Raw genomic sequence first — 21,339 nt, forward strand, 5'->3', positions numbered from 1 at the left:
CGCCTCGTCGGCGGGCCCGCTCATCCGGCCTTTTCCGCCACCAGCCGCCGGACGGCCGCGATGATCGTGCCCATGGTCGAGATGTCGAAATCGGACTTGTCCGGCTCGTTCGCGTTGAAGGGGATGGTGATGTCGAACTCCTCCTCCAGCGCGAAGATCGATTCGACCAGCCCCAGGCTGTCGATGCCCAGATCGGCCGGGGTGGAGTCGTCGGTGACCTGGTCGGGGTCCAGCATGGCCTGTTCGGCGATGATGGCCCGGATGCGTTGCGTGATGTCGTCTGTCATGTCGCCCTCCTGCTCAGCCCTTTTCCAACAGGCGTGTAACGGTTTCCTGAAGCTTTGCCAGTTGTGTCGCGAAACGCGGCAGGCGGCGCATGGCCTTCTGGATCTCCAGCTGCGTCTCCATCTTGACGGCGGGGTTGCCCAGGATCACCCGGCCCGCGGGCACGCGGGTGAAGATCTTGGCCGCGCCCCCGGCGATCACGTCGTCGCCGATCTGGATGTTGTCGTTCACGCCGACCTGCCCGGCCAGAACCACCCGGTCGCCGATGACCGACGATCCGGCCACGCCCACCTGGCTGCACAGCAGGCAGTCGCGCCCCACCACCACATTGTGGCCCAGCATCACCAGATTGTCGATCTTGGTGCCGCTGCCCACGCGGGTCGAGCGGATCGTGCCGCGATCGATGGTGGCATTGGCGCCGATCTCGACATCGTCGCCCAGCTCGACTGCGCCAAGCGAATGGATGCGGGTATAATGCTGCTCCCTGATCCCCTCGCGGGTGCCCAGGGTCCGGCGGATCTCCTCGATCCCCGATTCCTCCGGCGTCACAAAGGAGAAGCCGTCGCCGCCGATCACCGCGCCGGGCTGCACAATCAGGCGGTCGCCCGCCACGACGTCATGCCCGATGCGCACGCCGGGATGGAGCAGCGCGTCATCGCCGATGCGCGCGCCCCGCCCGATGCTGACATGCGCGCCGATCCGCGCCCGCGCGCCGATGCGCACGCCCGGCCCGATGACCACGAACGGCGCGATGGCCGCGCCCTCGCCGATCTCGGCCGCGGGGTCGATCACGGCGGTGGGATGGATGCCCGGCGCGATGTCGGGTCCGCGGTCGAAGGCGCGCGTCAGCCCCGCCATGACCAGCCGCGGCCGCGGCGCAAAGATCGCGGCCTTCAGGCCGTAGGCCTCGGGGTCCATGCCCTCGGCCAGGATCGCGATGCTGCCGGGTGTCAGGTGTTCGGCGTATTTGGGGGCCATAGCCATGGCCAGCACACCGCCCTCGGGGCCGGCCGGCCCGACGGATGCGGGCTCGGCCGCCCCCGTCACCGCGATCGACGCATCGCCCCAGCAGCGCGCGTCCAGAGCCCGCGCCAGCTCTCCGATTGTCAGGACCATGGTCCCCCCTTTCGGGCCGGGACTTAGCCTGTTTGCGCCGTCGCTTCCAGTGCCCGCGTGCCGTCAGGGCCGCGGCGGCAGCTCGGCCAGCCGCTCGGGCGTGGCGGCGCCGAAGCCCTGATCCTGCAGCGCCTGCCAGATGCGGGCGTCGCGGCCATAGATGTCGTCGAACAGCCGGACCGTGCCGTCCGCATCGGGCCATGCGGTGAAGTAGACCAGATGGACCGGCACCGCCGGCTCCAGCTTCAGCCAGATCTCGCGCTCGCGGTCGCGGGCGCGCTGGAACATGGCGGCCGGGTCGTCCGTCTGGCGCGACAGCAGCGCACGGGCCAGATCGACCGGGTCGCCGATGCGGATGCAGCCGTTCGACTCGGCCCGAACACGGTTGGCGAACAGGTGCTTGGACGGCGTGTCGTGCAGATAGATGTTCCAAGGGTTCGGGAAGATGAACTTGACGACGCCCAGGGCATTGTCGTCGCTCGGCTTCTGGCGCAGGCGGAACGGAAAGCTGGAGGCGCTGTAGCGCGAGAAGTCGATCCCGTCGCGCGCCAGCACCCGCCCCTGCCCGTCCACCACGTCCAGGTGGGACAGCGCATGCCGGTTGGCCTGCAGGCGCGGCAGATAGTCCCGCACCGCGATCGAGCGCGGCACGTTCCAGCTGGGATTGACGACAACGTTCGACATCAACTCCGAGAATTCGGGCGTGCGCATCTCGGGCGTGTCCTTGCCCATGACGCTGCGGGTGCGGAACACCTCCTGCCCGTTCTCGACGATGACGGTGGTGAATTCGGGGATGTTCACCCAGACATGCCGGCTCTCGACATCCGCGCCGGCCATCCAGCGCAACCGCTCCAGCGCGACGACGATTGCGCGGTGGCGGGCGTCCTGACCCCCCGTGGCATCGCCGTTCAGCAGCGCCAGCGTGCGCGGCCCGGCGATGCCGTCAGCCGGCAGGCCCGCCGCCCGCTGATAGGCCGCGACCGCATCCGCCAGCGTCGCGTCGAAGGCCGTCGCATCGCCGCCCGCCGGCGCAAAGCCGATGGCGCTCAGCCGCCCGCGCAGCGCAGCCACGCCGTCGCCGCGGTCGCCGGGCCGCCACACGCCATCGGGGACGCGCGGCAGATCCGCCGGCACGAGCAGCGCCGCCGGTCCTGCCAGCGCCTCCTGCAGCGCGGCGTAGGCCGGGTGGCGCGGCGCGGCATCGGCCAGCACCGCCCCGGGATCGGCCGCCGCCTGGAACCGGGCCAGCAGCCGCGCCATCGCGGTGCGGTCGGGACGCCGCTTGATGTCGGGGTCGACGCGGCCGGGGTCCAGCACGCCACCCGTCAGGTCGCGCAGCAGCTGCGACAGGGCACGCGCATGGGCCAGCTCGGTCGCCAGATCGTCCGCGGCGGTTGTCAGCGTTTCGGGACGATAGCGGGCGGAGGGGATCCCGTGGCGCGGCGCAGCGGCGATGCCCGCGCGCAGGGCCGCACGACGCGTCTCGGATTCGGGACCCAGAAAGATCGGACGCAGGCCGTTGCCGCCATAGAAGGCGGCCAGATCCGGATCATCCGCGACCGCCAGCGCCAGCGCCATCTGCGTCTCGGAGAAATCCAGCCGTGGCGCCGCGGCCACGGTCACGCGATCGAGAGCAACCTGCGAGAAGACGGGCCCTGCGACCCCGCCCATGGCCACCGACAGCGTCAGCGCCACCACGCCCAACCGCATCAGAACCGACATGACACACCTCTTGGAACAGACCCCGATCATCCCACAGCCGAACCCGCGGCGCCATGCTCCAGATCCTTGAAGGCATGGCGAAAACACCGTGGTTGCGAAAAAAGCACAGCACCTTGCCGAATGCGCCACAGCTTCGATTTTCGGCGGTATCTTGCCGAGATCCGGGCATTATGTTCCGGCCGGGCCAGAATCTGTTTCGGCGCGCACTGTGTTTTGACATATTGTTAATCAGGTCGGGGATAAACCACGACGGGCCGCATCTTGTTGCCGGCTGAAAAAACGAAGCAGGACAGGCGATCTGACATGACAATGGACCTTATCTCGCGTCGCGGCATTCTCGGCGTGTTCGCGGCCACCAGCGTTGCGGCAGCTCCGGTGATGGCGAACGCCTTCGGCTTTCTGCGCGGAAACGCGGGCGACATGCGGCGGATCAGGATGTATTCGGGCCGGACGGGCGAAAGCCTCGACACGGTCTATTGGGTGGACGGCAAATACATCCGCGAGGCCCTGAACGAGATCAACATCTTCATGCGCGACTGGCGCACCGGAGAGGTGATCGGCATCGACCCGCGGATGGTCGACGTGGCGGCGGCATCGTCGCGCCTGCTGCAGACCAACGAACCCTACATGATGCTGTCCGGCTACCGCTCGCCCCGCACCAACGCGATGCTGCGGCGCCAGTCCAGCGGCGTGGCGCAGAACTCGCTGCACATGACCGGCAAGGCCGCCGACCTGCGCCTGAAATCGCGTTCAGTCGGGCAGATCTATCAGGCGGCCGCGGCCTGCCGCGCGGGTGGCGTGGGACGCTACAGCCGATCGAACTTCGTGCACATGGATTGCGGTCCGGTCCGGACCTGGGGCAGCTGATCACTCCTTGCCAGCCGCAGATGCGCAGACGCCCTTCGCAACCGCGAACGGCGTTTTCCGCCTTTTGGGGCTTGCCCCGCGTCGCGCGGCTTGCGACGCTGTCCCGATACAATCCATCGATCGGACACCATGAGCCCTTTTGACACCCGCAGGTTTCGGACCGCCAAGAAGATCCAGGCCGCCGCCGTGCAACTGGCTCTTCGCGACGGTCTGGCCAACGTGACGACCGAGGCCATAGCCCGGCATGCCGAGATCAGCACCCGGACCTTTTTCAACTACTACCCCTACAAGGAGGCCGCCCTGATGGGGCCGCCGCCGAACTATCCGCCCGATGCGTCCGAGGTCTTCGTGGCGGGCAAGGGGCGGCTGATCGACGATCTGGCCCGCCTGGTCGAGGCGCATCTGACCCGCTTCCTGCACGAACGTGAGATGATCGGCGCGATCCTGTCGCTCGCCGAGAGCGACCCCAAGTTGGAGGCGCTGCGCAACAGCTACATGCTGGCGCGCCGCGCGCAGATGCGCAGCCTGCTGCACCGCCGCCTGCCCGGATCGGACGAGCGGGTGGTCGAGATCCTGGCCGCCGCGGTGATCGCCGCGACCAATGCCGCGACCAAAGACTGGGTGTCGGGCGCGCGCCAGGACTTCATCGCCGCCGCGCACGAGAACCTGTCGCTGATTCTGGTCGCGGCCGAGATGCTGGACAAACCCGCCTGAGGCGCCCTCAGGGCGTCAGCAGCTTGCGATAGAGATCGTCCAGGAACGCCCCGCCCTCGGCCACCGGGTCGCGGCCCTCGCCCAGGACGGCGCGGACCTGGGTCTCGAAATCGGCATAGTGCTGGGTCATCGCCCAGATCGAGAAGATCAGGTGGCGCGGCTCGACCCGCGCCAGCCGCCCCTGCGCCATCCAGCCCTCAAGGACCCCCACGGTGCGGTCCACGATCTCGCGCAGGCCGCCGCCCAGGATCTCGGTCAGATGCGGCGCGCCCTGCAGGATCTCATGCGCGAACAGCCGACTTTCGCGCGGAAAGTCGCGCGACATCAGCATCTTGGCGCGCACATAGGCCAGCACCTCCTCCAGAGGCTCGCCCGCGGGGTCGATCTGCTGCATCGGCGCCAGCCACATGTCCAGAAGCGCGGTCAGCAGCGCCTTGTGGATGTCGTCCTTCGACGGAAAGTAATAGAGGACGTTCGGCTTCGACAGTCCCGCAGCCTTGGCGATCTGGTCGATCGTCGCGCCGCGCAGCCCGCTGGCCGAAAACGCCTCAAGCGCCCCCGCCAGGATCAGGTCGCGGTTCTTCTGCTGAATCCGGGTCATCGGGGAAGCGGTGGCGTCTGTCATCGGGCCTCGGTCTCTGGCATGATCCGTTTTTGGGCAGATCGGCCGGATTTGCGTTCCGGCCCGTCAGGACGCTTGACTGCCTCCTGCCCCGTGCTAGCCTGTTCCTGACCGTTTGGTCAATAATACGTGAGGACGATCTCCATGCCGCTTGACCGCAAGCCCGCCCCGAACGACCTGCGTGCCTTCTGGATGCCGTTCACCGCCAACCGGCAGTTCAAGTCGGCCCCGCGGATGCTGGTCGCCTCGCAGGACATGCATTACACCGCCGCCGACGGCCGCCAGATCCTGGACGGGACCGCGGGCCTGTGGTGCTGCAATGCGGGCCATTGCCGGCCCAAGATCACCGAGGCCGTGCAGAGCCAGGTCGGAGAGCTGGACTATGCACCTGCCTTCCAGATGGGCCATCCGCTGGCCTTCGAGCTGGCCAACCGCATCGTGGACATCGCGCCCGAGGGGATGGAGCATGTCTTCTACTGCAATTCCGGGTCCGAGGCGGTCGACACGGCGCTGAAGATCGCGCTGGCCTATCACCGCGCGCGGGGCGATGCGGCACGGACGCGGCTAATCGGACGTGAGCGGGGCTATCACGGCGTGGGCTTCGGCGGCATCTCGGTCGGCGGCATCGTCAACAACCGCCGCCATTTCGGCACGCTGCTGGCGGGCGTGGACCACATGCCCCACACCCACCTGCCCCAGAACCTGTTCACCAAGGGCCAGCCCGAGCATGGCGCCCACCTGGCAGACGAACTGGAGCGCATGGTCGCCCTGCACGGCGCCGAGACCATCGCCGCCGTCATCGTCGAGCCGATGGCCGGGTCGACCGGCGTGCTGATGCCACCCAAGGGCTATCTGGAGAAGCTGCGCGCGATCACAAAGAAGCACGGCATCCTGCTGATCTTCGACGAGGTCATCACCGGCTTCGGTCGCCTTGGCAGCCCGTTTGCCGCGCAGCATTTCGGCGTGATCCCCGACATGATCACCTGCGCCAAGGGCCTGACGAACGGCGTGATCCCGATGGGCGCGGTCCTGGCCACGGCCGAGATCCATGACGCCTTCATGCAGGGCCCCGAGCACATCATCGAACTGTTCCACGGCTATACCTATTCCGGCAACCCGATCAGCTGCGCGGCGGCCATCGCCACGCTGGACACCTATGCCGAGGAGGGTCTGCTGACCCGCTCCGCCAGCCTGGAGACCTATTGGCAGGAGGCCCTGCACGGGCTGCGCGACCATCCCCATGTCGTCGACATCCGCAACATGGGGCTGATCGGCGCCGTGGAACTGGCCTCGATCGGCGGCCAGCCCGGCAAGCGTGCCTTCGACGTGTTCCTGCGCGCCTTCGAGGCGGGCATCCTGATCCGCGTCACCGGCGACATCATCGCCATGTCGCCCCCCCTGATCATCAGCGAGGCCCAGATCGATCACCTGATCGGCACCCTGGGCGAGGTGCTGAAGACCGCCGCCTGAGGCGGCACACCCATCCAGCCGACCCCGCGACAGAACGGGGCGGCCCGACAGGAAGGACTAAGAATGAGCGACGCAAGTGGCGTGATGGCGGCTGCCAACATCACGGTGGACGGCGACCGGCTGTGGGATAGCCTGGATCAAATGGCCCGGATCGGGCCGGGCATCGCCGGAGGCTGCAACCGCCAGACGCTGACCGATGCCGATGCCGAGGGGCGCGCCCTGTTCCGCCGCTGGTGCGAGGAGGCGGGGATGAGCATGGGCCTGGACCGCATGGGCAACATGTTCATGCGCCATGAGGGGGCTGAGCCGGATCTGGACCCGGTCTATATCGGCAGCCACCTGGACACGCAGCCCACCGGCGGGCGCTATGACGGCGTGCTGGGCGTGCTGGCGGGGCTGGAGGTGATCCGCTCGATCCGCGATCTGGGCATCCGGACGCGGCGGCCCATCGTGGTGACCAACTGGACCAACGAGGAAGGGGCGCGCTTTGCGCCTGCCATGCTGGCATCGGGCGTCTTCGCGGGCGTTCTGACCGAGGATTACGCCAACAGCCGGCAGGATGCCGAGGGCAAGCGTTTCGGCGACGAACTGGATCGGATCGGCTGGCGCGGGGACGAGGCTCCCGGCGACCGGCGCATCCATGCCATGTTCGAGTATCACATCGAGCAGGGGCCGATCCTGGAGGCCGAGGGCAAGCAGATCGGCGTCGTGACCCATGGGCAGGGTCTATGGTGGCTGCAGGTGACCCTGACGGGCAAGGATGCGCATACCGGATCGACGCCGATGGACATGCGCGTGAACGCCGGCCTTGGCATGGCGCGGATCATCGAGGCCGTGCACCGCATCGCCATGGACCATCAGCCGAACGCCGTGGGCGCCGTGGGGCAGGCGAACCTGTTCCCCAACAGCCGCAACGTGATCCCGGGCAAGGCGGTCTTCTGCATCGACTTCCGCTCGCCCGATCTGGGCAAGCTAACCTCGATGCGCTCGAGGTTGGAGGCGGAAGCCGATGATATCGCTACCAAACTGGGTCTCGGGATCGAAATCGAGCCTGTCGGGCATTTCGATCCAGTGACCTTTGACCAGGGCCTGGTCGGCAAGGTCCGCGATGCGGCCGAGCGTTTGGGTTACAGCCACATGGACATCGTGTCGGGCGCCGGTCACGACGCCTGCTGGATCGCCAAGGTCGCGCCTACGGTAATGATCATGTGCCCTTGCGAGGGGGGCCTGAGCCATAACGAGGCCGAGGCGATCACCCCGGACTGGGCCCGCGCGGGCTGCGACGTGCTGCTGCATGCGGTGCTGGACGCGGCCGAGATCGTCCGCTGACGCGGACCCCGACCGGGGGTTTCACCCCCGGTCCCCCAGGATATTTGAACGAAGAAGAGGGATGCGATGGGCACGGTCATCAGGGGCGGCACGATCGTCACGGCGGATCTGAGCTATGCGGCGGATGTGCTGATCGAGGGGGGCCGGATCGCGGCCATCGGTCAGGGGCTGACGGGCGATACGGTGCTGGACGCGACCGGCTGCCTGATCATGCCGGGCGGGATCGACCCGCACACGCATCTGGAGATGCCCTTCATGGGCACCTATTCCGCCGACGATTTCGAGAGTGGCACGCGCGCCGCGCTGGCCGGGGGCACCACGATGGTGGTGGATTTCGCCCTGCCCTCGCCCGGCCAAGGTCTGTTGGATGCGCTGCATATGTGGGACAACAAGGCCGGTCGGGCGCATTGCGACTACAGCTACCACATGGCGGTGACCTGGTGGGGCGAGCAGGTCCATGACGAGATGCAGGCGGTCGTGGATCGCGGCATCACCAGCTTCAAGCATTTCATGGCCTACAAGGGCGCGCTGATGGTGAACGACGACGAGCTGTTCGCGTCCTTCCGGCGCGTCGGCGATCTGGGCGGCGTCGCGATGGTCCATGCCGAGAACGGCGATGTCGTGGCCGAACTCTCCGCGCGCCTGCTGGCCGAAGGCAATACCGGCCCCGAGGCGCATGCCTATTCCCGCCCGCCGCAGGTCGAGGGCGAGGCCACGAACCGCGCGATCATGGTGGCCGACATGGCGGGCGTGCCGCTTTATGTGGTCCATGTCAGCTGCGAGGACAGCCACGAGGCGATCCGTCGCGCCCGCGCGGCAGGCAAGCGGGTCTGGGGCGAGCCGCTCATCCAGCATCTAACGCTGGACGAGACCGAGTATTTCAACGCCGATTGGGACCATGCCGCGAGGCGGGTGATGTCGCCCCCGTTCCGCAACAAGCAGCATCAGGACAGCCTCTGGGCCGGGCTGCAATCCGGGAGCCTGTCGGTGGTGGCGACCGACCACTGCGCCTTCACGACCGAGCAGAAGCGCACGGGCCGCGGCGATTTCACCAAGATCCCGAACGGCACGGGGGGGCTGGAGGACCGGATGCCGATGCTGTGGACGCAGGGGGTCGGCACGGGCCGCCTGACACCGAACGAGTTCGTGGCCGTGACCTCGACCAACATCGCCAAGATCCTGGGCATGTATCCCCGCAAGGGCGCGGTGCTGGTGGGCAGCGACGCCGATCTGGTGGTGTGGGACCCCGAGGCGGAGAAGACCATCAGGGCAGAGGCGCAGCAGTCGGCCATCGATTACAATGTCTTCGAGGGGCAGCGGGTGAAGGGCCTGCCGCGCTTCACCCTGACCCGCGGCGTCGTCGCCGTGACCGAGGGCAAGGTGGACAGCCGCGAGGGCCATGGCGAATTCGTAGCCCGCGAGCCGCGCGGCACCGTGAACCGCGCGCTGAGCGCGTGGAAGGAGCTGACCGCGCCGCGTCCGATCGCCCGCGGCGGCATTCCGGCCAGCGGGGTCTGATCGTGGAGCCTGTCATCCGGGCCCGCGATGTCGGCCTGACCTTCCACACCGCCGACGGGCCGGTCCATGCGTTGAAGGACGTGAACCTGGACATCGCGCCCGGCGAGTTCGTCAGCTTCATCGGGCCGTCGGGCTGCGGCAAGACGACCTTCCTGCGCTCCATCGCGGCGCTGGAGACGCCGACCGGCGGCACGCTGAGCGTCAACGGCATGGCGCCGGATGCGGCGCGGCGGGCGCGGGCCTATGGCTATGTGTTTCAGGCGCCGGGGCTTTATCCGTGGCGGACGATTTCGGGGAACATCTCGCTTCCGCTTGAGATTATGGGGTTTTCCAAGGCGGACCGAGCTGAACGCATCGCTCGCGTCCTGGACTTGGTCGAGCTGTCGGGGTTCGGCGGCAAGTTCCCGTGGCAGCTGTCGGGCGGCATGCAGCAGCGTGCCAGCATCGCCCGCGCGCTGGCCTTCGACGCGGACATCCTGCTGATGGACGAGCCCTTCGGCGCGCTGGACGAGATCGTCCGCGACCGCCTGAACGAGGCGCTGCTGGCGCTGTGGCGCAAGACCGGCAAGACCATCGGCTTCGTCACCCATTCGATCCCCGAGGCGGTCTATCTCTCGACCAAGATCGTCGTCATGTCGCCGCGTCCGGGGCGGATCACCCGCGTGATCGACAGCACCCTGCCCCCGGACCGGCCGCTGGACATCCGCGACACGCCCGAATTCATCGCCCTGGCCCATGAGGTCCGCGAGGGGCTGCGCGAGGGGCATGACCATGACTGACAGAGAATCCGTTAAGACTGCGATGCGACAATGGATCGTTGATGCGATCAGTAACCACGGTGGAGCGGCGACGATCGTCGAAGTGGCGCGTCACATCTGGACGCATCACAGATCAGAGCTGGAAGCGGCAGGTGACCTGTTTATTACGGGGCAGTACGACATGCGCTGGGTGGCACAGCGATTGAGAGACAAAGGAATTCTCGAGCCGACTACCCGCAAAGACCCACGATGGACGATAGCGCGATGAGAAACTTTGCCCCCGTCCTGGCGGTGCTGCTGGCCATCGTCGCGGTCTGGTACCTGGCCGCGATCCGCATGAACGCCACATGGGAGCGCGATCAGGCCGTCCGCGCTGGGATCGAGCTGACCCTGCCCGACCTTGTCGCACGCACGCTGAACCAGGACCGCCCCGTCCTGCCCGCCCCCCATCAGGTCGCGGTCGGGCTGTGGGAGGGGATCGCCGGCCAGGCCATCACCTCGCGGCGCAGCCTGGTCTGGCATGCCTGGGTCACGCTGTCGGCGACGCTGGCGGGCTTTGCCATCGGCGCGGCGGCGGGCATCCTGCTGGCCGTGGGCATCGTGCACAGCCGCAGCATGGACCAGTCGGTCATGCCTTGGGCCGTGGCCAGCCAGACGGTGCCGATCCTCGCCATCGCGCCAATGGTGATCGTGGTCCTGTCCAGCATGGGGGTCACGGGCCTTCTGCCCAAGGCCATCATCGCGGCATGGCTGTCGTTCTTTCCGGTGCTGGTCGGCATGGTCAAGGGCCTGCGCAACCCCGACGGGATGCAGCTGGACCAGATGCGCAGCTGGAGCGCGGGGCGCGCACAGGTCCTGTGGCACCTGCGCCTGCCGGCATCCCTGCCCTATCTGTTCGCCAGCCTGAAGGTTGCGATTGCCGCCGCCCTGGTCGGCACCATCGTGGGCGAACTGCCCGCGGGGGCCACGGCAGGCCTGGGCGCGCGCCTGCTGTCTGGCAGCTATTACGGGCAGACGGTGCAGATCTGGGCTGCGCTGTTCACCGCCGCCATCCTGGCCGCGGCTCTCGTCGCCATCGTCGGGGTGATCGAGCGCGCCACGCTGACCCGCATGGGGCTGGCCCGATGAGCGCGCTTCCCATCATCGGCGTCTGGCTGGGCGGTTGGGCGCTGAACGTCTGGCTGTCGCGCATCGACACACGCGCGTCCCGCGCCCTGGTCGCCATCATCTTCGGCGCGACCGTCATCCTGCTGTGGGAGATGGTGGTGCGGACCTATGACGTGCCGACCGTCATCCTGCCCGCGCCCAGCCAGATCGCGGCCAGCTTCGCGGCCAATACCGGCATCCTCTGGACCGACTTCGTCCAGACGATCGTGAAGGGCGCGCTGACCGGCTGGCTGATCGGGGCGGCGGCAGCCGTGCTGACCGCCATAGCCATCGACCGCAGCCCCTTCCTGCAGCGCGGCCTGCTGCCAATCGGGAACTTCGTTGCGGCCCTGCCCATCGTCGGCATCGCGCCGATCCTGGTCATGTGGTTCGGTTTCGACTGGCAGTCGAAGGCCGCCGTGGTCGTGGTGATGGTGTTCTTTCCGATCCTGGTGAACATGGTCGCGGGCCTGAAGGCCACCGACGCGATGCAGCGCGACCTGATGGCCAGCTGGGCCGCCCCCTATGGCGCCAGCCTGTGGAAGCTGCGCCTGCCCGCGGCGATGCCCTTTCTGTTCAACGGGCTGAAGATCACCACCACGCTGGCCCTGATCGGGGCGATCGTTGCCGAATTCTTCGGCAGCCCGACGCGCGGCATGGGGTTCCGCATCTCGACCGCCGTGGGGCGGCTGGACCTGCCGCTGGTCTGGGCCGAGATTGTCGTGGCGGCGCTGGCGGGAACGCTGTTCTATGGACTTGTCGCGCTGATCGAGAAGAAGGTGACGTTCTGGCACCCGTCGCAGCGCAACTAACCGGGGCCGAACGCCCCACCAACAGGAGAGACGGGGAATGACACGACTGATGACCGGGGCCGCAGCCCTTGCGCTGATGGCCGGCGCCGCGCAGGCGGGCGATCTGACGCTGCAGCTGAAATGGGTCACGCAGGCCCAGTTCGCGGGCTATTACGTCGCGCAGGAGAAGGGCTTCTACGAGGAGGAGGGCGTCAACCTGACGATCCTGCCGGGCGGTCCCGACATCGCGCCGACCCAGGTCCTGGCGGGTGGCGGCGCGGATGTGATCGTCGAATGGATGCCCGCCGCCCTGGCCGCGCGCGAGAAGGGCCTGCCGCTGGTCAACATCGCCCAGCCCTTCAAGTCCTCCGGCATGATGCTGACCTGCCTGAAGGAGAGCGGCATCACCGATCCGGCCACCGGCTTTGCGGGCAAGACCCTGGGCGTCTGGTTCGCGGGCAACGAATATCCGTTCCTGTCCTGGATGAGCACGCTCGGCCTGTCGACCGAGGGCGGTGCGGAGGGCGTGACCGTGCTGAAGCAGGGCTTCAACGTCGATCCGCTGCTGCAGAAGCAGGCGGCCTGCATCAGCACCATGACCTATAACGAGTACTGGCAGGTGATCGACGCGGGCCTGACGCCCGAGGATCTGGTGACCTTCAAGTATGAGGATCAGGGCGTGGCGACACTGGAGGACGGGCTCTACGTCCTGGAGGAGACCCTGGCGGACGAGGCCAAGGTGACCGATCTGGTGGGCTTCGTCCGCGCCAGCATGCGCGGCTGGCAATATGCGGCCGAGAACCCCGAGGAGGCGGCGCAGATCGTCCTGGACAACGACGAGACCGGCGCCCAGACCCTGGAGCATCAGACCCGCATGATGACCGAGATCGCCAAGCTGCTGGAGGGATCGAACGGTTCGCTGGACGAGGCCGACTATCAGCGCACGGTCGACATCCTGCTGGCCGGCGGGTCCGAGCCGGTGATCGCCGCGGCACCCGAAGGGGCCTGGGTCTCGACCATCACCGACCGCGCCTTCGACTGACCACGGCGCATCGCCGCCAAGGGCCGCCCCGACCGGGCGGCCCTTTTGCGTGCCGCGGCCCTATGCCGCCGACCGGCGCGCGGCGCGGGCCAGGCGACGACGCCCGTCCCAGGCCAGCAGCGTCGGCGTCAGCACCAGCGTCACCGCCGTCGCCACCACCAGCCCGCCTGCGATGCCGGTGGACAGCTGGATCCAGAACTGCCCCGACGGCGCGCCGAAGAACAGGTCGCGCCCGGTGAAGTCCACCGTCATGCCCAGGACCATCGGGATCAGCCCGATCACCGTCGTCCCCGCCGTCAGCAGGACCGGCCGCACCCGTTCGGCGGCGGCGCGGCGCGCGGCCCGGTCCGGATCGTCGCCACCCGCCCGATATTCGTTATAGGCGTCGATCAGCACGATGTTGTTGTTCACCACCACCCCCGCCAGCGCCATGATGCCGATGCCGCTCATCACGATGGAGAAGGCCTCCTGCCGCACCATCAGCCCGAGGAACACGCCCGAGATCGAGAAGACGATCGCGGTCAGCACCAGGAAGGCCTGATAGAAGCTGTTAATCTGGATCAGCAGGATCGTGAACATCAGGAAGATCGCCGCGACGAAGGCGCCCATCAGGAAGGTCATCGCCTCCTGCTGGTCCTCGATCTCTCCGCCGAACGAGATCTCGACCCCGTCGGGCAGCTCGACCCGATCGATGGCGGCCTGGATCGCGGCCAGCTCGGCCTGCAGCGTCGCGCCGGGGGCCAGATCGGCGGTCAGGGTCTGCGTCTCGCGCGCGGCGATGCGGGTGATGGCGGCGGGGGCCGGGGCGGGCAGGATCTCGACCACGTTGGTGATGGGCACCTGTGCGCCGGTGGGGCCCACGACGCGCAGCGCCGAGAGGTTCTCCAGGTTGCGCTGTTCGGGCGGATAGCGCAGCGCGATGTCCACCTCGTCCACCGCGAAATCGGGCAGATAGGTGCCCAGGTTCACCCCCGTGGTCAGCAGCTGCACCGCGGTGCCGATGGTGTTCATGTCGATGCCGTAGCGGGCCGATTCCTCGCGGTCGACCTGCAGGCGGATCTCGGGGTTGGGGCGGGGCGTGTCGTTGGCGATGTCCACGAAGCGGCCCTGCGCGCGCATCAGCCGCTCGACCTCCTGGGCCACCTGCTGCAGGACGGGGCGGCTGGTGGCCGAGATCTCGATCTGCACGGGGCGGGCGGCGCCGGGACCCGAGGCCGCGGCCTCGATCTGGATGCCCAGGCCCGGCACCTCGGCCGTGGCCTCGCGCATGCGCTCGATCACCACCGAGGACGGATCGCGGCCGCGCCAGTCGGTGAACTCGACCTGGATCTGGCCGATCACGTCGCTTGGCAGGCTGGAGCGCACGCGCTGCTCTACGCTGCCAATGGTGCGGGCATAGACGCGCTCGACCCCGTCGAAGCCCAGGATGCGCCGCTCGATCAGCCGGACCAGACGGTCGCTCTCCTGGACGGACAGGTTGCCGTTGGCGGTGACCTGGACCTGCGCGCGTTCGGCATCGGTCTCGGGGAAGAACTCCACCCCGCGGTTGAACTGCGCATAGGCGTAGATGATGACCAGCACCGACAGGATCGACAGGCCCAGGGTCACGCCAGGCCGCGCGATTGTCCACATCGACAGCCGCGCCATCCTGCCCGATCGGTCGTCCGCATCCGGGTCGGGCGGTGGCGGATCGCCCCCGCCCAGGGCACCACCCACCACCGGCACGAAGACCAGCGCCATCGCCAGCGACATCAGCAGGACCGCGATCATGGTCGCGGGCAGGTAGAACATGAACTGCCCCGCCAGACCCGGCCAGAACAGCAGCGGAAAGAACACCGCCAGCGTGGTCAGCGTGGAGGTGATGATGGGCCAGGCCATGCGCTGCGCCGCCAGCATGTAGGCGCGTGCCTTGCGCTGTCCGTCCGCGATCAGCCGCTCTCCCAGCTCGACCACGACGATGGCGCCGTCGACCAGCATGCCGACGACCAGGATCAGCGCGAAGAGCACGATGACGTTCATCGTGAAGCCGAGCGCCCAGATGATCAGGATTCCGCTGAGGAACGAGCCCGGAATGGCCAGCGCCACCAGGAACGACGCCCGCACGCCCAGAAACAGCACGGTCACCAGCATGACCAGGACCACCGCCGCGATCACGTTGTTCTGCAGGTCCGACAGCAGGTTGCGCATCTCCTTGGACTGGTCGTTCATGAAGACGACGGCGACCTGATCGGGCCAGTCGGCGCGGGTGTCGTCGACCACGGCACGGACCGCCTCGACGGTGTCGATGATGTTGGCGCCGGCCGACTTGCGCACGTCGATGGCCAGCGCCGGCTGGCCGTCGATGCGCGCGAAGCTGACCGGGTCCTTGAAGGTCTGGCGGACCTCGGCCACGTCTTGGACGCGCAGCACCGTCGCCCCGTCCACCAGGACGGGGATCGACATGATCTGGTCCAGCTGCACCACGGTGCCGGGGATCGACACGCCGATCCGCCCTGCCCCGGTGTCGAAGGACCCCGCCGCGATCAGCTGGTTGTTGGCGCGGATCGCCTGCGACAGCTGATCGGGAGAGATGCCGTAGGTCTCCAGCGCCAGGGGATCGATCAGGATCTCCAGCTGATCCTCGCGCTCTCCGGTCAGGTCGGCCTGGAGGACGCCGCCCACGGTCTCGATTCGGTCGCTCAGCGCGCGGCCAAGCCGGATCAGCTCGCGTTCCGGCACCGGACCGGACAGCGCCACCGTCAGGATCGGAAAGGTCGACATGTCGATCTCGCGCACGAAGGGGCCGTCGGCCTCGGGCGGGATGTCGGGAGCGGCGTCATCCACCGCGTCCTTGACGGACTGCAGGGCCTGATCCTGATCGAACCCGGGCTGGAACTCCAGCGTGACGGTGGCAAAGCCCTCGCTGGCCACGGTACGCATGCTGCGCAAGCCGTTCAGCGCATTGACCTGCCGCTCGATCGGCTCGGCCAGAAGGGTCGCGGAATCCTCGGCGCTGACGCCGCTATAGGTGACGTTGACGATGAAGATGGGGATGTCGACCTCGGGCATCGACTCCTTGGGCATGGCGACATAGGCCATCGCGCCCGACAGCAGCAGCCCGATCAGGACCATGACGATGGTCCGCGCCCGAGAGAACCCCGCCGCGATGATCGCGTTCATCGGACGGCCGCTCCTGCGCCGGGTTCGGCTGCGTTCGCGGCGCCCAGCAGATCGGCCGCGGCCGCCGGATCGGCCGGATCGGCCGGCGCCTCCGCGTCGCCCAGGATGCCGCGATACTCCTCGGGCGTCTCGCTGACGCGGACCGTCTGGCCGTCGCTCAGCGCGCCCTGCGCGATGGTCACGATGCGCGCGCGGGCAGGAAGGCCGGTGACCCAGATCGCCTCGGCGCGGGCCTGCGCGATCTCGACCGGGGCAAAGCGCAAGGTCTCTCCGTCGTCGGCGACGATAAACACGCCGATCCGCCCGGCATCGTCCAGCCGGATCAGCGCGGGCGACAGGCGGTGCGCCTGCTGCTGCTCCAAGTCCAGCGTGATCTGCGCGCTGAGACCGGCGGGGATGCCGTCGGGGTTCGGGATTTCGACCTCGACGCGGAAGGTGCGGGTCTCGGGCGTGGCGACGGGCGCGATGAATCGCACCCGGCCCGCGGCCTCGCGCCCGCCCTGAAAGACGACGCCCGCCTGCTGGCCCACGCGCACGGCGGTGATCTCGGACTGGCGGACCTCGATGCGGGCGATCAGCGGGTCGTTGCGCACGATCTCCAGCACCTCGCCCCCGGCATCGACGAAGGTTCCCGTCTCCGCGATGACGCGGCTGACGGTGCCGGTGATGGGGGCGGTCAGGCGGGTGTTCTGCAACTCCAGCTCGGCCGCGCGCAGTTCGGCGCGGGCCGATTCCAGCTGCGCGAAGCGCGACTGCAGCTCGGCCTCCGAGGTCACGCCCCGCTCGCGCAGCTGGCGCGCGGCCTCATAGTCGCGCTCGGCCGAGCCGACAGCGGCCTGGGCGCGCGCCACGCCCGCCTCGCGGTCGTCGGCCGACAGACGGGCCAGCGCCTCGCCCTGGCGCGCCTCATGGCCCTGGGTCACGACCTCCTCGACGATGCCACCGGTCCGCGCCCGCAGGACCGAGGTCTGGTCAGGCACCACGTCCCCGAACAGCGCGGTGCGCGGTACGATGCGTTCGGCCTCCGACAGGCTGGCCGCGACATGGGCCACGGGGATTTCGACCGGCTGCGATTCGGGGGGCGCCTCGCGGGTCAGCATGCCGCCGCCGATCCAGAAGACCAGAAAGCCGATAATCGCCAGAAAGACCGCCGTCGAAGAGGACAGATAACGCGCCATGACCATTCCGTTCCAGATCGGCCGCGCCACCGCCCGCGCACACCCCAATGCCCTAGATGGTTTTTTGTCCTGCCGAGGTCAACCGCTGCGTCGGCCCCGCGCTGCGGCATGGTGGCCCGTGAGAGATTCGAACTCCCGACCGGCCCGGTGTAAACGGGACGCTCTACCACTGAGCTAACGGGCCATGCCCCCGCCTTATGGCCCGCCGGGTGCGGGTCTTGCAAGAGCCTGCGCATCCTCCGTGTCGTCGGGATGGCGCAGCACGGTCTCCCGCCCCCGCGACAGGCGGTGGACAGCGCCCTGATGCACCGGACCGCAGGCCAGCGCCGACAGCGGCCGGCCCAGAATGATCAGGCGGATCATGCGCAGGGTGATGGCATGGGTGACGATCGTAGCCGGACCGTCCAGTGTGGTCAGGAAGGCCGCGCAGCGCGCGCGCAGCGCCGCGAACCCCTCTCCGCCCGGGCAGCGGTCGTACCAGTCGAGCGGGCCCCCGGCGAAAAGTGGCGGATGCGCCCGGCGCAGGTCGGCCAGCCGCTGTCCGGCGAACCGCCCGACGCAGATCTCGACCAGGCGGTCGTCATGGCGATAGTCCGGGCCGAAGACGATCCGCGCCGTCCGGTCGGCACGACCGAGCGGGCTGGAGAGGCGCGCGCCCCCGACCCCGCGGATGAGCGCTGCCTGCCACCGCGCCTGCCGCATCCCACGTTCGGTCAGCGCGGAATCGCCGCGTCCCTGAAGGCGTTCCTCCAGGTTCCATTCGGTTTCTCCGTGGCGGAGCAGATGCAGGTCGGGCCAGTCCTGGCGCATCGTCGGATGTTCCCCGTGCCGGCGGCAGGCCGGCATCGCGGTTTATGATCCGGGGCCGCGGGGACTGTCCAGCCGCATCTCCGCAGGCATCGGTCGCGGGTCCGGCGACAGGATTTCGGCCAGCCCGTCGCGCAGGGTCCTGCCGGGCAGATCGCCGAACAGCGCCCGCATCCGGCGGTCGCAGCCCCGCGAATCGCGGATGTCGCCGGCACGCGCGTCTAGGAAGGTCCTGCCCGCCGCGCTGCCCGGCACGATGTCGTCCAGCGTCGCGACCAGATCCAGCAGGCTGATCGCCCGGTTGGTGCAGACGTTCGAGACCAGCGCGTCGGGCTCTGCCGCAAGGCGGTCCAGCGAGCGGCGGATGATTTCGACCACGTCGGTGACGTGGACGAAATCGCGCGTCTGCCGCCCGTCGCCGAAAAGCGTATGGGGCGTCCCCGTCCGCGCGTTGTCGCAGAAGCGCGCGACGACCCCGGCATAGGGCGAACGGATGCTCTGCCCCGGACCAAAGACGTTGAAGAAGCGCAGCCCGGCCGAGGGCAGGCCATGGATCGTCCAGAAGGCGCGGGCGTGGTGTTCGCAGGACAGCTTGTCCGCGCCGTAGGGCGACAGCGGCGCGGGCAGCAGCGCCTCGTGGCAGAGCGCCCCCTGCTGATCACCGTAGATCGCGGCCGATGAGGCATAGACGACCGGCAGGTTCCCCGCCGCCCGCGCGGCCTGCATGACCGTGATCGTGCCGCCGATGTTGACACGATGCCCGCCCGTCCAGTCCGCCACGCATTCGGGCACCGACACCATCGCCGCCAGATGGACGATGCCGCTGCACCCTTCCACCGCCGCGGCGACCGCCGCCGGGTCGCAGACCGACCCGTGATGGAACCGGGCCTCGGGCTGCACGGCGTCGCGGCTGCCGGAACTGAGGTCGTCCAGCACGACCACCTCGGTCCCCTTGGCGATCAGGCGGCGGGACAGATGCCCGCCGATGAAGCCCGCGCCGCCGGTGATCAGGATGCGCGCGGGGCGGGTCATTCGGTCACCTCGGCGTCCTGAAGGCGCAGCCAGTCCATGAACATCCCCTCGATCTCGGCCACCATGCGCCGGCGCGGATAGCTGAGCTCGCGGTCCAGACCGAACACCCCCGCCCGGGCGGCGTGGTCGGCAGCGCCCTCCAGGGCCGCGCGCCCCGCCGGGCTGCTGTTGCGCTTGAACCGCGCCTTGAACATGGCCCGCGCCTCGTCGCCAAGCGCGTTCCAGACCATGTCGGCGCGGGTCGCGCGCTGCAGGTCGGGACGCCTGGAAAGTGCCTCGTCCAGGGCGATGGCGGCGCTGATGGCCAGGACGTCCGCGTCCTTGGCAGCGCCGTCCGACAGGACGTTGCGCAGGATCGCGGCGGCATCGGCCCAGACCATGCCGGTCCCTTCCTGCTGCTGGCCCAAGGCGTGGATCTTCATCGCGGTCACGACCTTCTTCTGCGCCGCGGCACGGACATGGTCGGGCAGGATGTCGCCGGTCCCGGCATTCAGCTCCTCGACCAGCACCCGCGCCGGCACCGTCCGCGGCTGCTGGGGAATGGGTTCGTCGGGGCGGATGTTGCGGACCAGCCGCTCGACCTCGGAGAGGTCGGCCTGCGGATCGGCGAAGAAATCGTCGCGCAGCGCCTCGCGCGCGATCAGGGAGAGGTAGCCGATATGGGTCTGCAGCCGGGGCACATGGCGGTTGCGCTGCCGCAGGTGATCGGCCTCGGCCAGGGCGCCCGTGTCGGACAGGTCGAAATAGTGACCGCCGGTCTGATGCAGCAGGATCGAGGCGATCGCCATGTCGTGGCGGTGATCCTCGAATTCCGGATGGGGCGTGCCCAGCTCGTCCGGTTGATCGGTCAGCGCGCGAGGGTCACGCGCCAGTTCCAGCCAGCGCTCGAGAAACGCGAAGGACTCGGCCGACGGCATGAACAGGGCGGGACAGGCGTTGATCTGCGGGGCATAGCGCATCTCGTCCGTGTCGGCGCCGGTCAGGATCATGCAGTCGCGCTTGGTGTACTGTCCCTGAACCAGCCATTCGATGCGCGTGCCCATGATGAACCGCTTGGGCATCATCGCGGTCAGCTCGACCGCGGCATGGGGAAAGGACGGGAACGGCTCGAACGAGCGCGGGGAGTAGCGGCCGGCATCGTTGTATACCACGATGTCGTTCGGCCCGACCTTGCGCAGCGTCTCGAGGATGATTCACGGCTTCCACAACCAGTAGCCCGCCCCGCGCGGCTGTTCCAGGATGGCGCGGTTCTCCTCCCAGAAGGGGGTCTGGCGCAGCTGGCGTTCGGTGTGGTGCGTGGCGGTGTCGAACCCCGCCCGCAGCGCGCTTTCGCAATAATAGTCCGAGTTCTCGCCGAACGGCGCGGCCTCGTTGCTGTAGACGATGAAATGCGCCTTTTCGATGCGAGAGTTCGGGTACATGCGGGACTGTCCTGCTTCTGCGTTATTCGACGGTGACGGATTTTGCCAGATTTCTGGGCTGGTCCACATCGGTGCCCTTCGCGACGGCCGTGTGGTAGGCGAGGTACTGCATGGGGATGGCGTAGAGGATGGGCTGGAACACGCCCCCGCCGGAGGGCAGCGCGAGGCTGGCGGTGATGCCCTCGCCCGCCGCCGCGATGCCCGCCGCGTCCGAGATCAGCAGCACCTGGCCGTGGCGCGCCATCACCTCCTGCATGTTCGAGATTGTCTTGTCGAACAGCGCGTCATGCGGCGCCAGCACCACCACCGGCACGTCGCCGTCGATCAGCGCGATGGGGCCGTGCTTCAGCTCTCCCGAGGCA

At 68.5% G+C, this 21,339-nt stretch carries 21 protein-coding genes and 1 tRNA gene; 10 read left to right on the forward strand and 12 right to left on the reverse strand.

Annotation, left to right across the window (positions count from 1 at the left end):
* Positions 1–20: 20 nt before the first annotated feature.
* The 3 genes from AC2SGK_RS15950 to AC2SGK_RS15960 all read right to left on the reverse strand — a co-directional run bounded on the left by AC2SGK_RS15950 (position 21) and on the right by AC2SGK_RS15960 (position 3,123).
* Positions 21–287 carry an acyl carrier protein gene (locus AC2SGK_RS15950; RefSeq protein ID WP_411836766.1) on the reverse strand — a complete coding sequence of 89 codons (267 nt, stop codon included), beginning with the start codon at positions 285–287 and terminating at the stop codon, positions 21–23.
* A 13-nt stretch (positions 288–300) separates the two neighbouring features.
* The gene (gene lpxD, locus AC2SGK_RS15955; protein WP_488324459.1) at positions 301–1,401 is read right to left on the reverse strand and encodes a UDP-3-O-(3-hydroxymyristoyl)glucosamine N-acyltransferase; all 1,101 of its coding nucleotides are present in this window, start codon (positions 1,399–1,401) and stop codon (positions 301–303) included.
* Between the two features lie 63 nt (positions 1,402–1,464).
* Complete coding sequence (locus AC2SGK_RS15960; protein ID WP_488324460.1) at positions 1,465–3,123, reverse strand: L,D-transpeptidase family protein; 1,659 nt, start codon at positions 3,121–3,123, stop codon at positions 1,465–1,467.
* Between the two features lie 303 nt (positions 3,124–3,426).
* On the opposite strand from AC2SGK_RS15960, the gene mepK reads away from it, so the two are divergent.
* Complete coding sequence (mepK, locus tag AC2SGK_RS15965) at positions 3,427–3,990, forward strand: peptidoglycan L,D-endopeptidase MepK (RefSeq protein ID WP_488324461.1); 564 nt, start codon at positions 3,427–3,429, stop codon at positions 3,988–3,990.
* 129 nt (positions 3,991–4,119) lie between these two features.
* The gene (locus tag AC2SGK_RS15970) at positions 4,120–4,704 is read left to right on the forward strand and encodes a TetR/AcrR family transcriptional regulator (RefSeq protein WP_488324462.1); all 585 of its coding nucleotides are present in this window, start codon (positions 4,120–4,122) and stop codon (positions 4,702–4,704) included.
* A 7-nt stretch (positions 4,705–4,711) separates the two neighbouring features.
* Here the strand turns inward: AC2SGK_RS15970 and AC2SGK_RS15975 are convergent, their stop codons facing one another.
* The gene (locus AC2SGK_RS15975) at positions 4,712–5,305 is read right to left on the reverse strand and encodes a TetR family transcriptional regulator C-terminal domain-containing protein (protein ID WP_488324463.1); all 594 of its coding nucleotides are present in this window, start codon (positions 5,303–5,305) and stop codon (positions 4,712–4,714) included.
* Between the two features lie 165 nt (positions 5,306–5,470).
* Here AC2SGK_RS15975 and aptA point away from each other — a divergent pair, with 165 nt between their 5' ends.
* From aptA to AC2SGK_RS16015, 8 genes are all read left to right on the forward strand, one after another.
* Positions 5,471–6,796 carry an omega-aminotransferase AptA gene (aptA, locus tag AC2SGK_RS15980; RefSeq protein WP_488324464.1) on the forward strand — a complete coding sequence of 442 codons (1,326 nt, stop codon included), beginning with the start codon at positions 5,471–5,473 and terminating at the stop codon, positions 6,794–6,796.
* A gap of 63 nt (positions 6,797–6,859) precedes the next feature.
* Positions 6,860–8,125 carry a Zn-dependent hydrolase gene (locus tag AC2SGK_RS15985; protein WP_488324465.1) on the forward strand — a complete coding sequence of 422 codons (1,266 nt, stop codon included), beginning with the start codon at positions 6,860–6,862 and terminating at the stop codon, positions 8,123–8,125.
* A 66-nt stretch (positions 8,126–8,191) separates the two neighbouring features.
* Positions 8,192–9,643 carry a dihydropyrimidinase gene (gene hydA, locus AC2SGK_RS15990; RefSeq protein ID WP_488324466.1) on the forward strand — a complete coding sequence of 484 codons (1,452 nt, stop codon included), beginning with the start codon at positions 8,192–8,194 and terminating at the stop codon, positions 9,641–9,643.
* Positions 9,640–10,422, forward strand: coding sequence for an ABC transporter ATP-binding protein (locus AC2SGK_RS15995; RefSeq protein ID WP_488324479.1), 783 nt, complete (start codon positions 9,640–9,642; stop codon positions 10,420–10,422). The genes hydA and AC2SGK_RS15995 overlap by 4 nt, the downstream gene beginning before the upstream one ends.
* A complete protein-coding gene (locus AC2SGK_RS16000; protein WP_488324467.1) occupies positions 10,409–10,669 on the forward strand; it encodes a hypothetical protein in 261 nt (86 codons plus the stop codon). Before AC2SGK_RS15995 ends, AC2SGK_RS16000 begins: the two co-directional genes overlap by 14 nt.
* The gene (locus AC2SGK_RS16005; protein ID WP_488324468.1) at positions 10,666–11,529 is read left to right on the forward strand and encodes an ABC transporter permease; all 864 of its coding nucleotides are present in this window, start codon (positions 10,666–10,668) and stop codon (positions 11,527–11,529) included. Before AC2SGK_RS16000 ends, AC2SGK_RS16005 begins: the two co-directional genes overlap by 4 nt.
* Positions 11,526–12,359: an ABC transporter permease gene (locus tag AC2SGK_RS16010; protein WP_488324469.1), complete on the forward strand. Its 834-nt coding sequence runs from the start codon at positions 11,526–11,528 to the stop codon at positions 12,357–12,359. The genes AC2SGK_RS16005 and AC2SGK_RS16010 overlap by 4 nt, the downstream gene beginning before the upstream one ends.
* 37 nt (positions 12,360–12,396) lie before the next feature.
* Positions 12,397–13,380, forward strand: a complete 984-nt coding sequence (locus AC2SGK_RS16015; protein WP_488324470.1) for an ABC transporter substrate-binding protein — start codon at positions 12,397–12,399, stop codon at positions 13,378–13,380.
* A 60-nt stretch (positions 13,381–13,440) separates the two neighbouring features.
* On the opposite strand, the gene AC2SGK_RS16020 is transcribed toward AC2SGK_RS16015, so the two are convergent.
* From AC2SGK_RS16020 to AC2SGK_RS16055, 8 genes are all read right to left on the reverse strand, one after another.
* On the reverse strand, positions 13,441–16,539 hold the full coding sequence (locus AC2SGK_RS16020) for an efflux RND transporter permease subunit (RefSeq protein WP_488324471.1): 3,099 nt from the start codon (positions 16,537–16,539) through the stop codon (positions 13,441–13,443).
* Entirely contained in the window at positions 16,536–17,717 is a 1,182-nt protein-coding gene (locus AC2SGK_RS16025) for an efflux RND transporter periplasmic adaptor subunit (RefSeq protein WP_488324472.1), read from the reverse strand. The genes AC2SGK_RS16020 and AC2SGK_RS16025 overlap by 4 nt, the downstream gene beginning before the upstream one ends.
* A 109-nt stretch (positions 17,718–17,826) precedes the next feature.
* Positions 17,827–17,901: transfer RNA gene (locus tag AC2SGK_RS16030), tRNA-Val, on the reverse strand.
* Between the two features lie 11 nt (positions 17,902–17,912).
* Positions 17,913–18,527, reverse strand: coding sequence for a histidine phosphatase family protein (locus AC2SGK_RS16035; RefSeq protein WP_488324473.1), 615 nt, complete (start codon positions 18,525–18,527; stop codon positions 17,913–17,915).
* A 42-nt stretch (positions 18,528–18,569) separates the two neighbouring features.
* Complete coding sequence (locus AC2SGK_RS16040) at positions 18,570–19,556, reverse strand: NAD-dependent epimerase/dehydratase family protein (protein ID WP_488324474.1); 987 nt, start codon at positions 19,554–19,556, stop codon at positions 18,570–18,572.
* Positions 19,553–20,707: a hypothetical protein gene (locus AC2SGK_RS16045; protein ID WP_488324475.1), complete on the reverse strand. Its 1,155-nt coding sequence runs from the start codon at positions 20,705–20,707 to the stop codon at positions 19,553–19,555. The genes AC2SGK_RS16040 and AC2SGK_RS16045 overlap by 4 nt, the downstream gene beginning before the upstream one ends.
* A 42-nt stretch (positions 20,708–20,749) precedes the next feature.
* The gene (locus tag AC2SGK_RS16050; protein ID WP_488324476.1) at positions 20,750–20,977 is read right to left on the reverse strand and encodes a hypothetical protein; all 228 of its coding nucleotides are present in this window, start codon (positions 20,975–20,977) and stop codon (positions 20,750–20,752) included.
* Between the two features lie 22 nt (positions 20,978–20,999).
* Positions 21,000–21,339, reverse strand: a 340-nt coding sequence (locus AC2SGK_RS16055) for an SIS domain-containing protein (protein WP_488324477.1), incomplete at its 5' end; no start/stop codon positions are given.

This window comes from Paracoccus sp. NIOT.M2S5SZ12, assembly GCF_057748165.1.

Bases quoted from the DNA above. Each gene is read 5' to 3' on its own strand.
- lpxD (WP_488324459.1), bottom strand. From the start codon at position 1,401: ATGGTCCTGACAATCGGAGAGCTGGCGCGGGCTCTGGACGCGCGCTGC.
- AC2SGK_RS16020 (WP_488324471.1), bottom strand. From the start codon at position 16,539: ATGAACGCGATCATCGCGGCGGGGTTCTCTCGGGCGCGGACCATCGTC.
- AC2SGK_RS16000 (WP_488324467.1), top strand. From the start codon at position 10,409: ATGACCATGACTGACAGAGAATCCGTTAAGACTGCGATGCGACAATGG.
- aptA (WP_488324464.1), top strand. From the start codon at position 5,471: ATGCCGCTTGACCGCAAGCCCGCCCCGAACGACCTGCGTGCCTTCTGG.
- hydA (WP_488324466.1), top strand. From the start codon at position 8,192: ATGGGCACGGTCATCAGGGGCGGCACGATCGTCACGGCGGATCTGAGC.
- AC2SGK_RS15985 (WP_488324465.1), top strand. From the start codon at position 6,860: ATGAGCGACGCAAGTGGCGTGATGGCGGCTGCCAACATCACGGTGGAC.
- AC2SGK_RS15960 (WP_488324460.1), bottom strand. From the start codon at position 3,123: ATGTCGGTTCTGATGCGGTTGGGCGTGGTGGCGCTGACGCTGTCGGTG.
- AC2SGK_RS15970 (WP_488324462.1), top strand. From the start codon at position 4,120: ATGAGCCCTTTTGACACCCGCAGGTTTCGGACCGCCAAGAAGATCCAG.
- AC2SGK_RS15950 (WP_411836766.1), bottom strand. From the start codon at position 287: ATGACAGACGACATCACGCAACGCATCCGGGCCATCATCGCCGAACAG.
- AC2SGK_RS16025 (WP_488324472.1), bottom strand. From the start codon at position 17,717: ATGGCGCGTTATCTGTCCTCTTCGACGGCGGTCTTTCTGGCGATTATC.
- AC2SGK_RS15975 (WP_488324463.1), bottom strand. From the start codon at position 5,305: ATGACCCGGATTCAGCAGAAGAACCGCGACCTGATCCTGGCGGGGGCG.
- AC2SGK_RS16050 (WP_488324476.1), bottom strand. From the start codon at position 20,977: ATGTACCCGAACTCTCGCATCGAAAAGGCGCATTTCATCGTCTACAGC.
- AC2SGK_RS16015 (WP_488324470.1), top strand. From the start codon at position 12,397: ATGACACGACTGATGACCGGGGCCGCAGCCCTTGCGCTGATGGCCGGC.
- mepK (WP_488324461.1), top strand. From the start codon at position 3,427: ATGACAATGGACCTTATCTCGCGTCGCGGCATTCTCGGCGTGTTCGCG.
- AC2SGK_RS16010 (WP_488324469.1), top strand. From the start codon at position 11,526: ATGAGCGCGCTTCCCATCATCGGCGTCTGGCTGGGCGGTTGGGCGCTG.
- AC2SGK_RS16040 (WP_488324474.1), bottom strand. From the start codon at position 19,556: ATGACCCGCCCCGCGCGCATCCTGATCACCGGCGGCGCGGGCTTCATC.
- AC2SGK_RS16035 (WP_488324473.1), bottom strand. From the start codon at position 18,527: ATGCGCCAGGACTGGCCCGACCTGCATCTGCTCCGCCACGGAGAAACC.
- AC2SGK_RS16005 (WP_488324468.1), top strand. From the start codon at position 10,666: ATGAGAAACTTTGCCCCCGTCCTGGCGGTGCTGCTGGCCATCGTCGCG.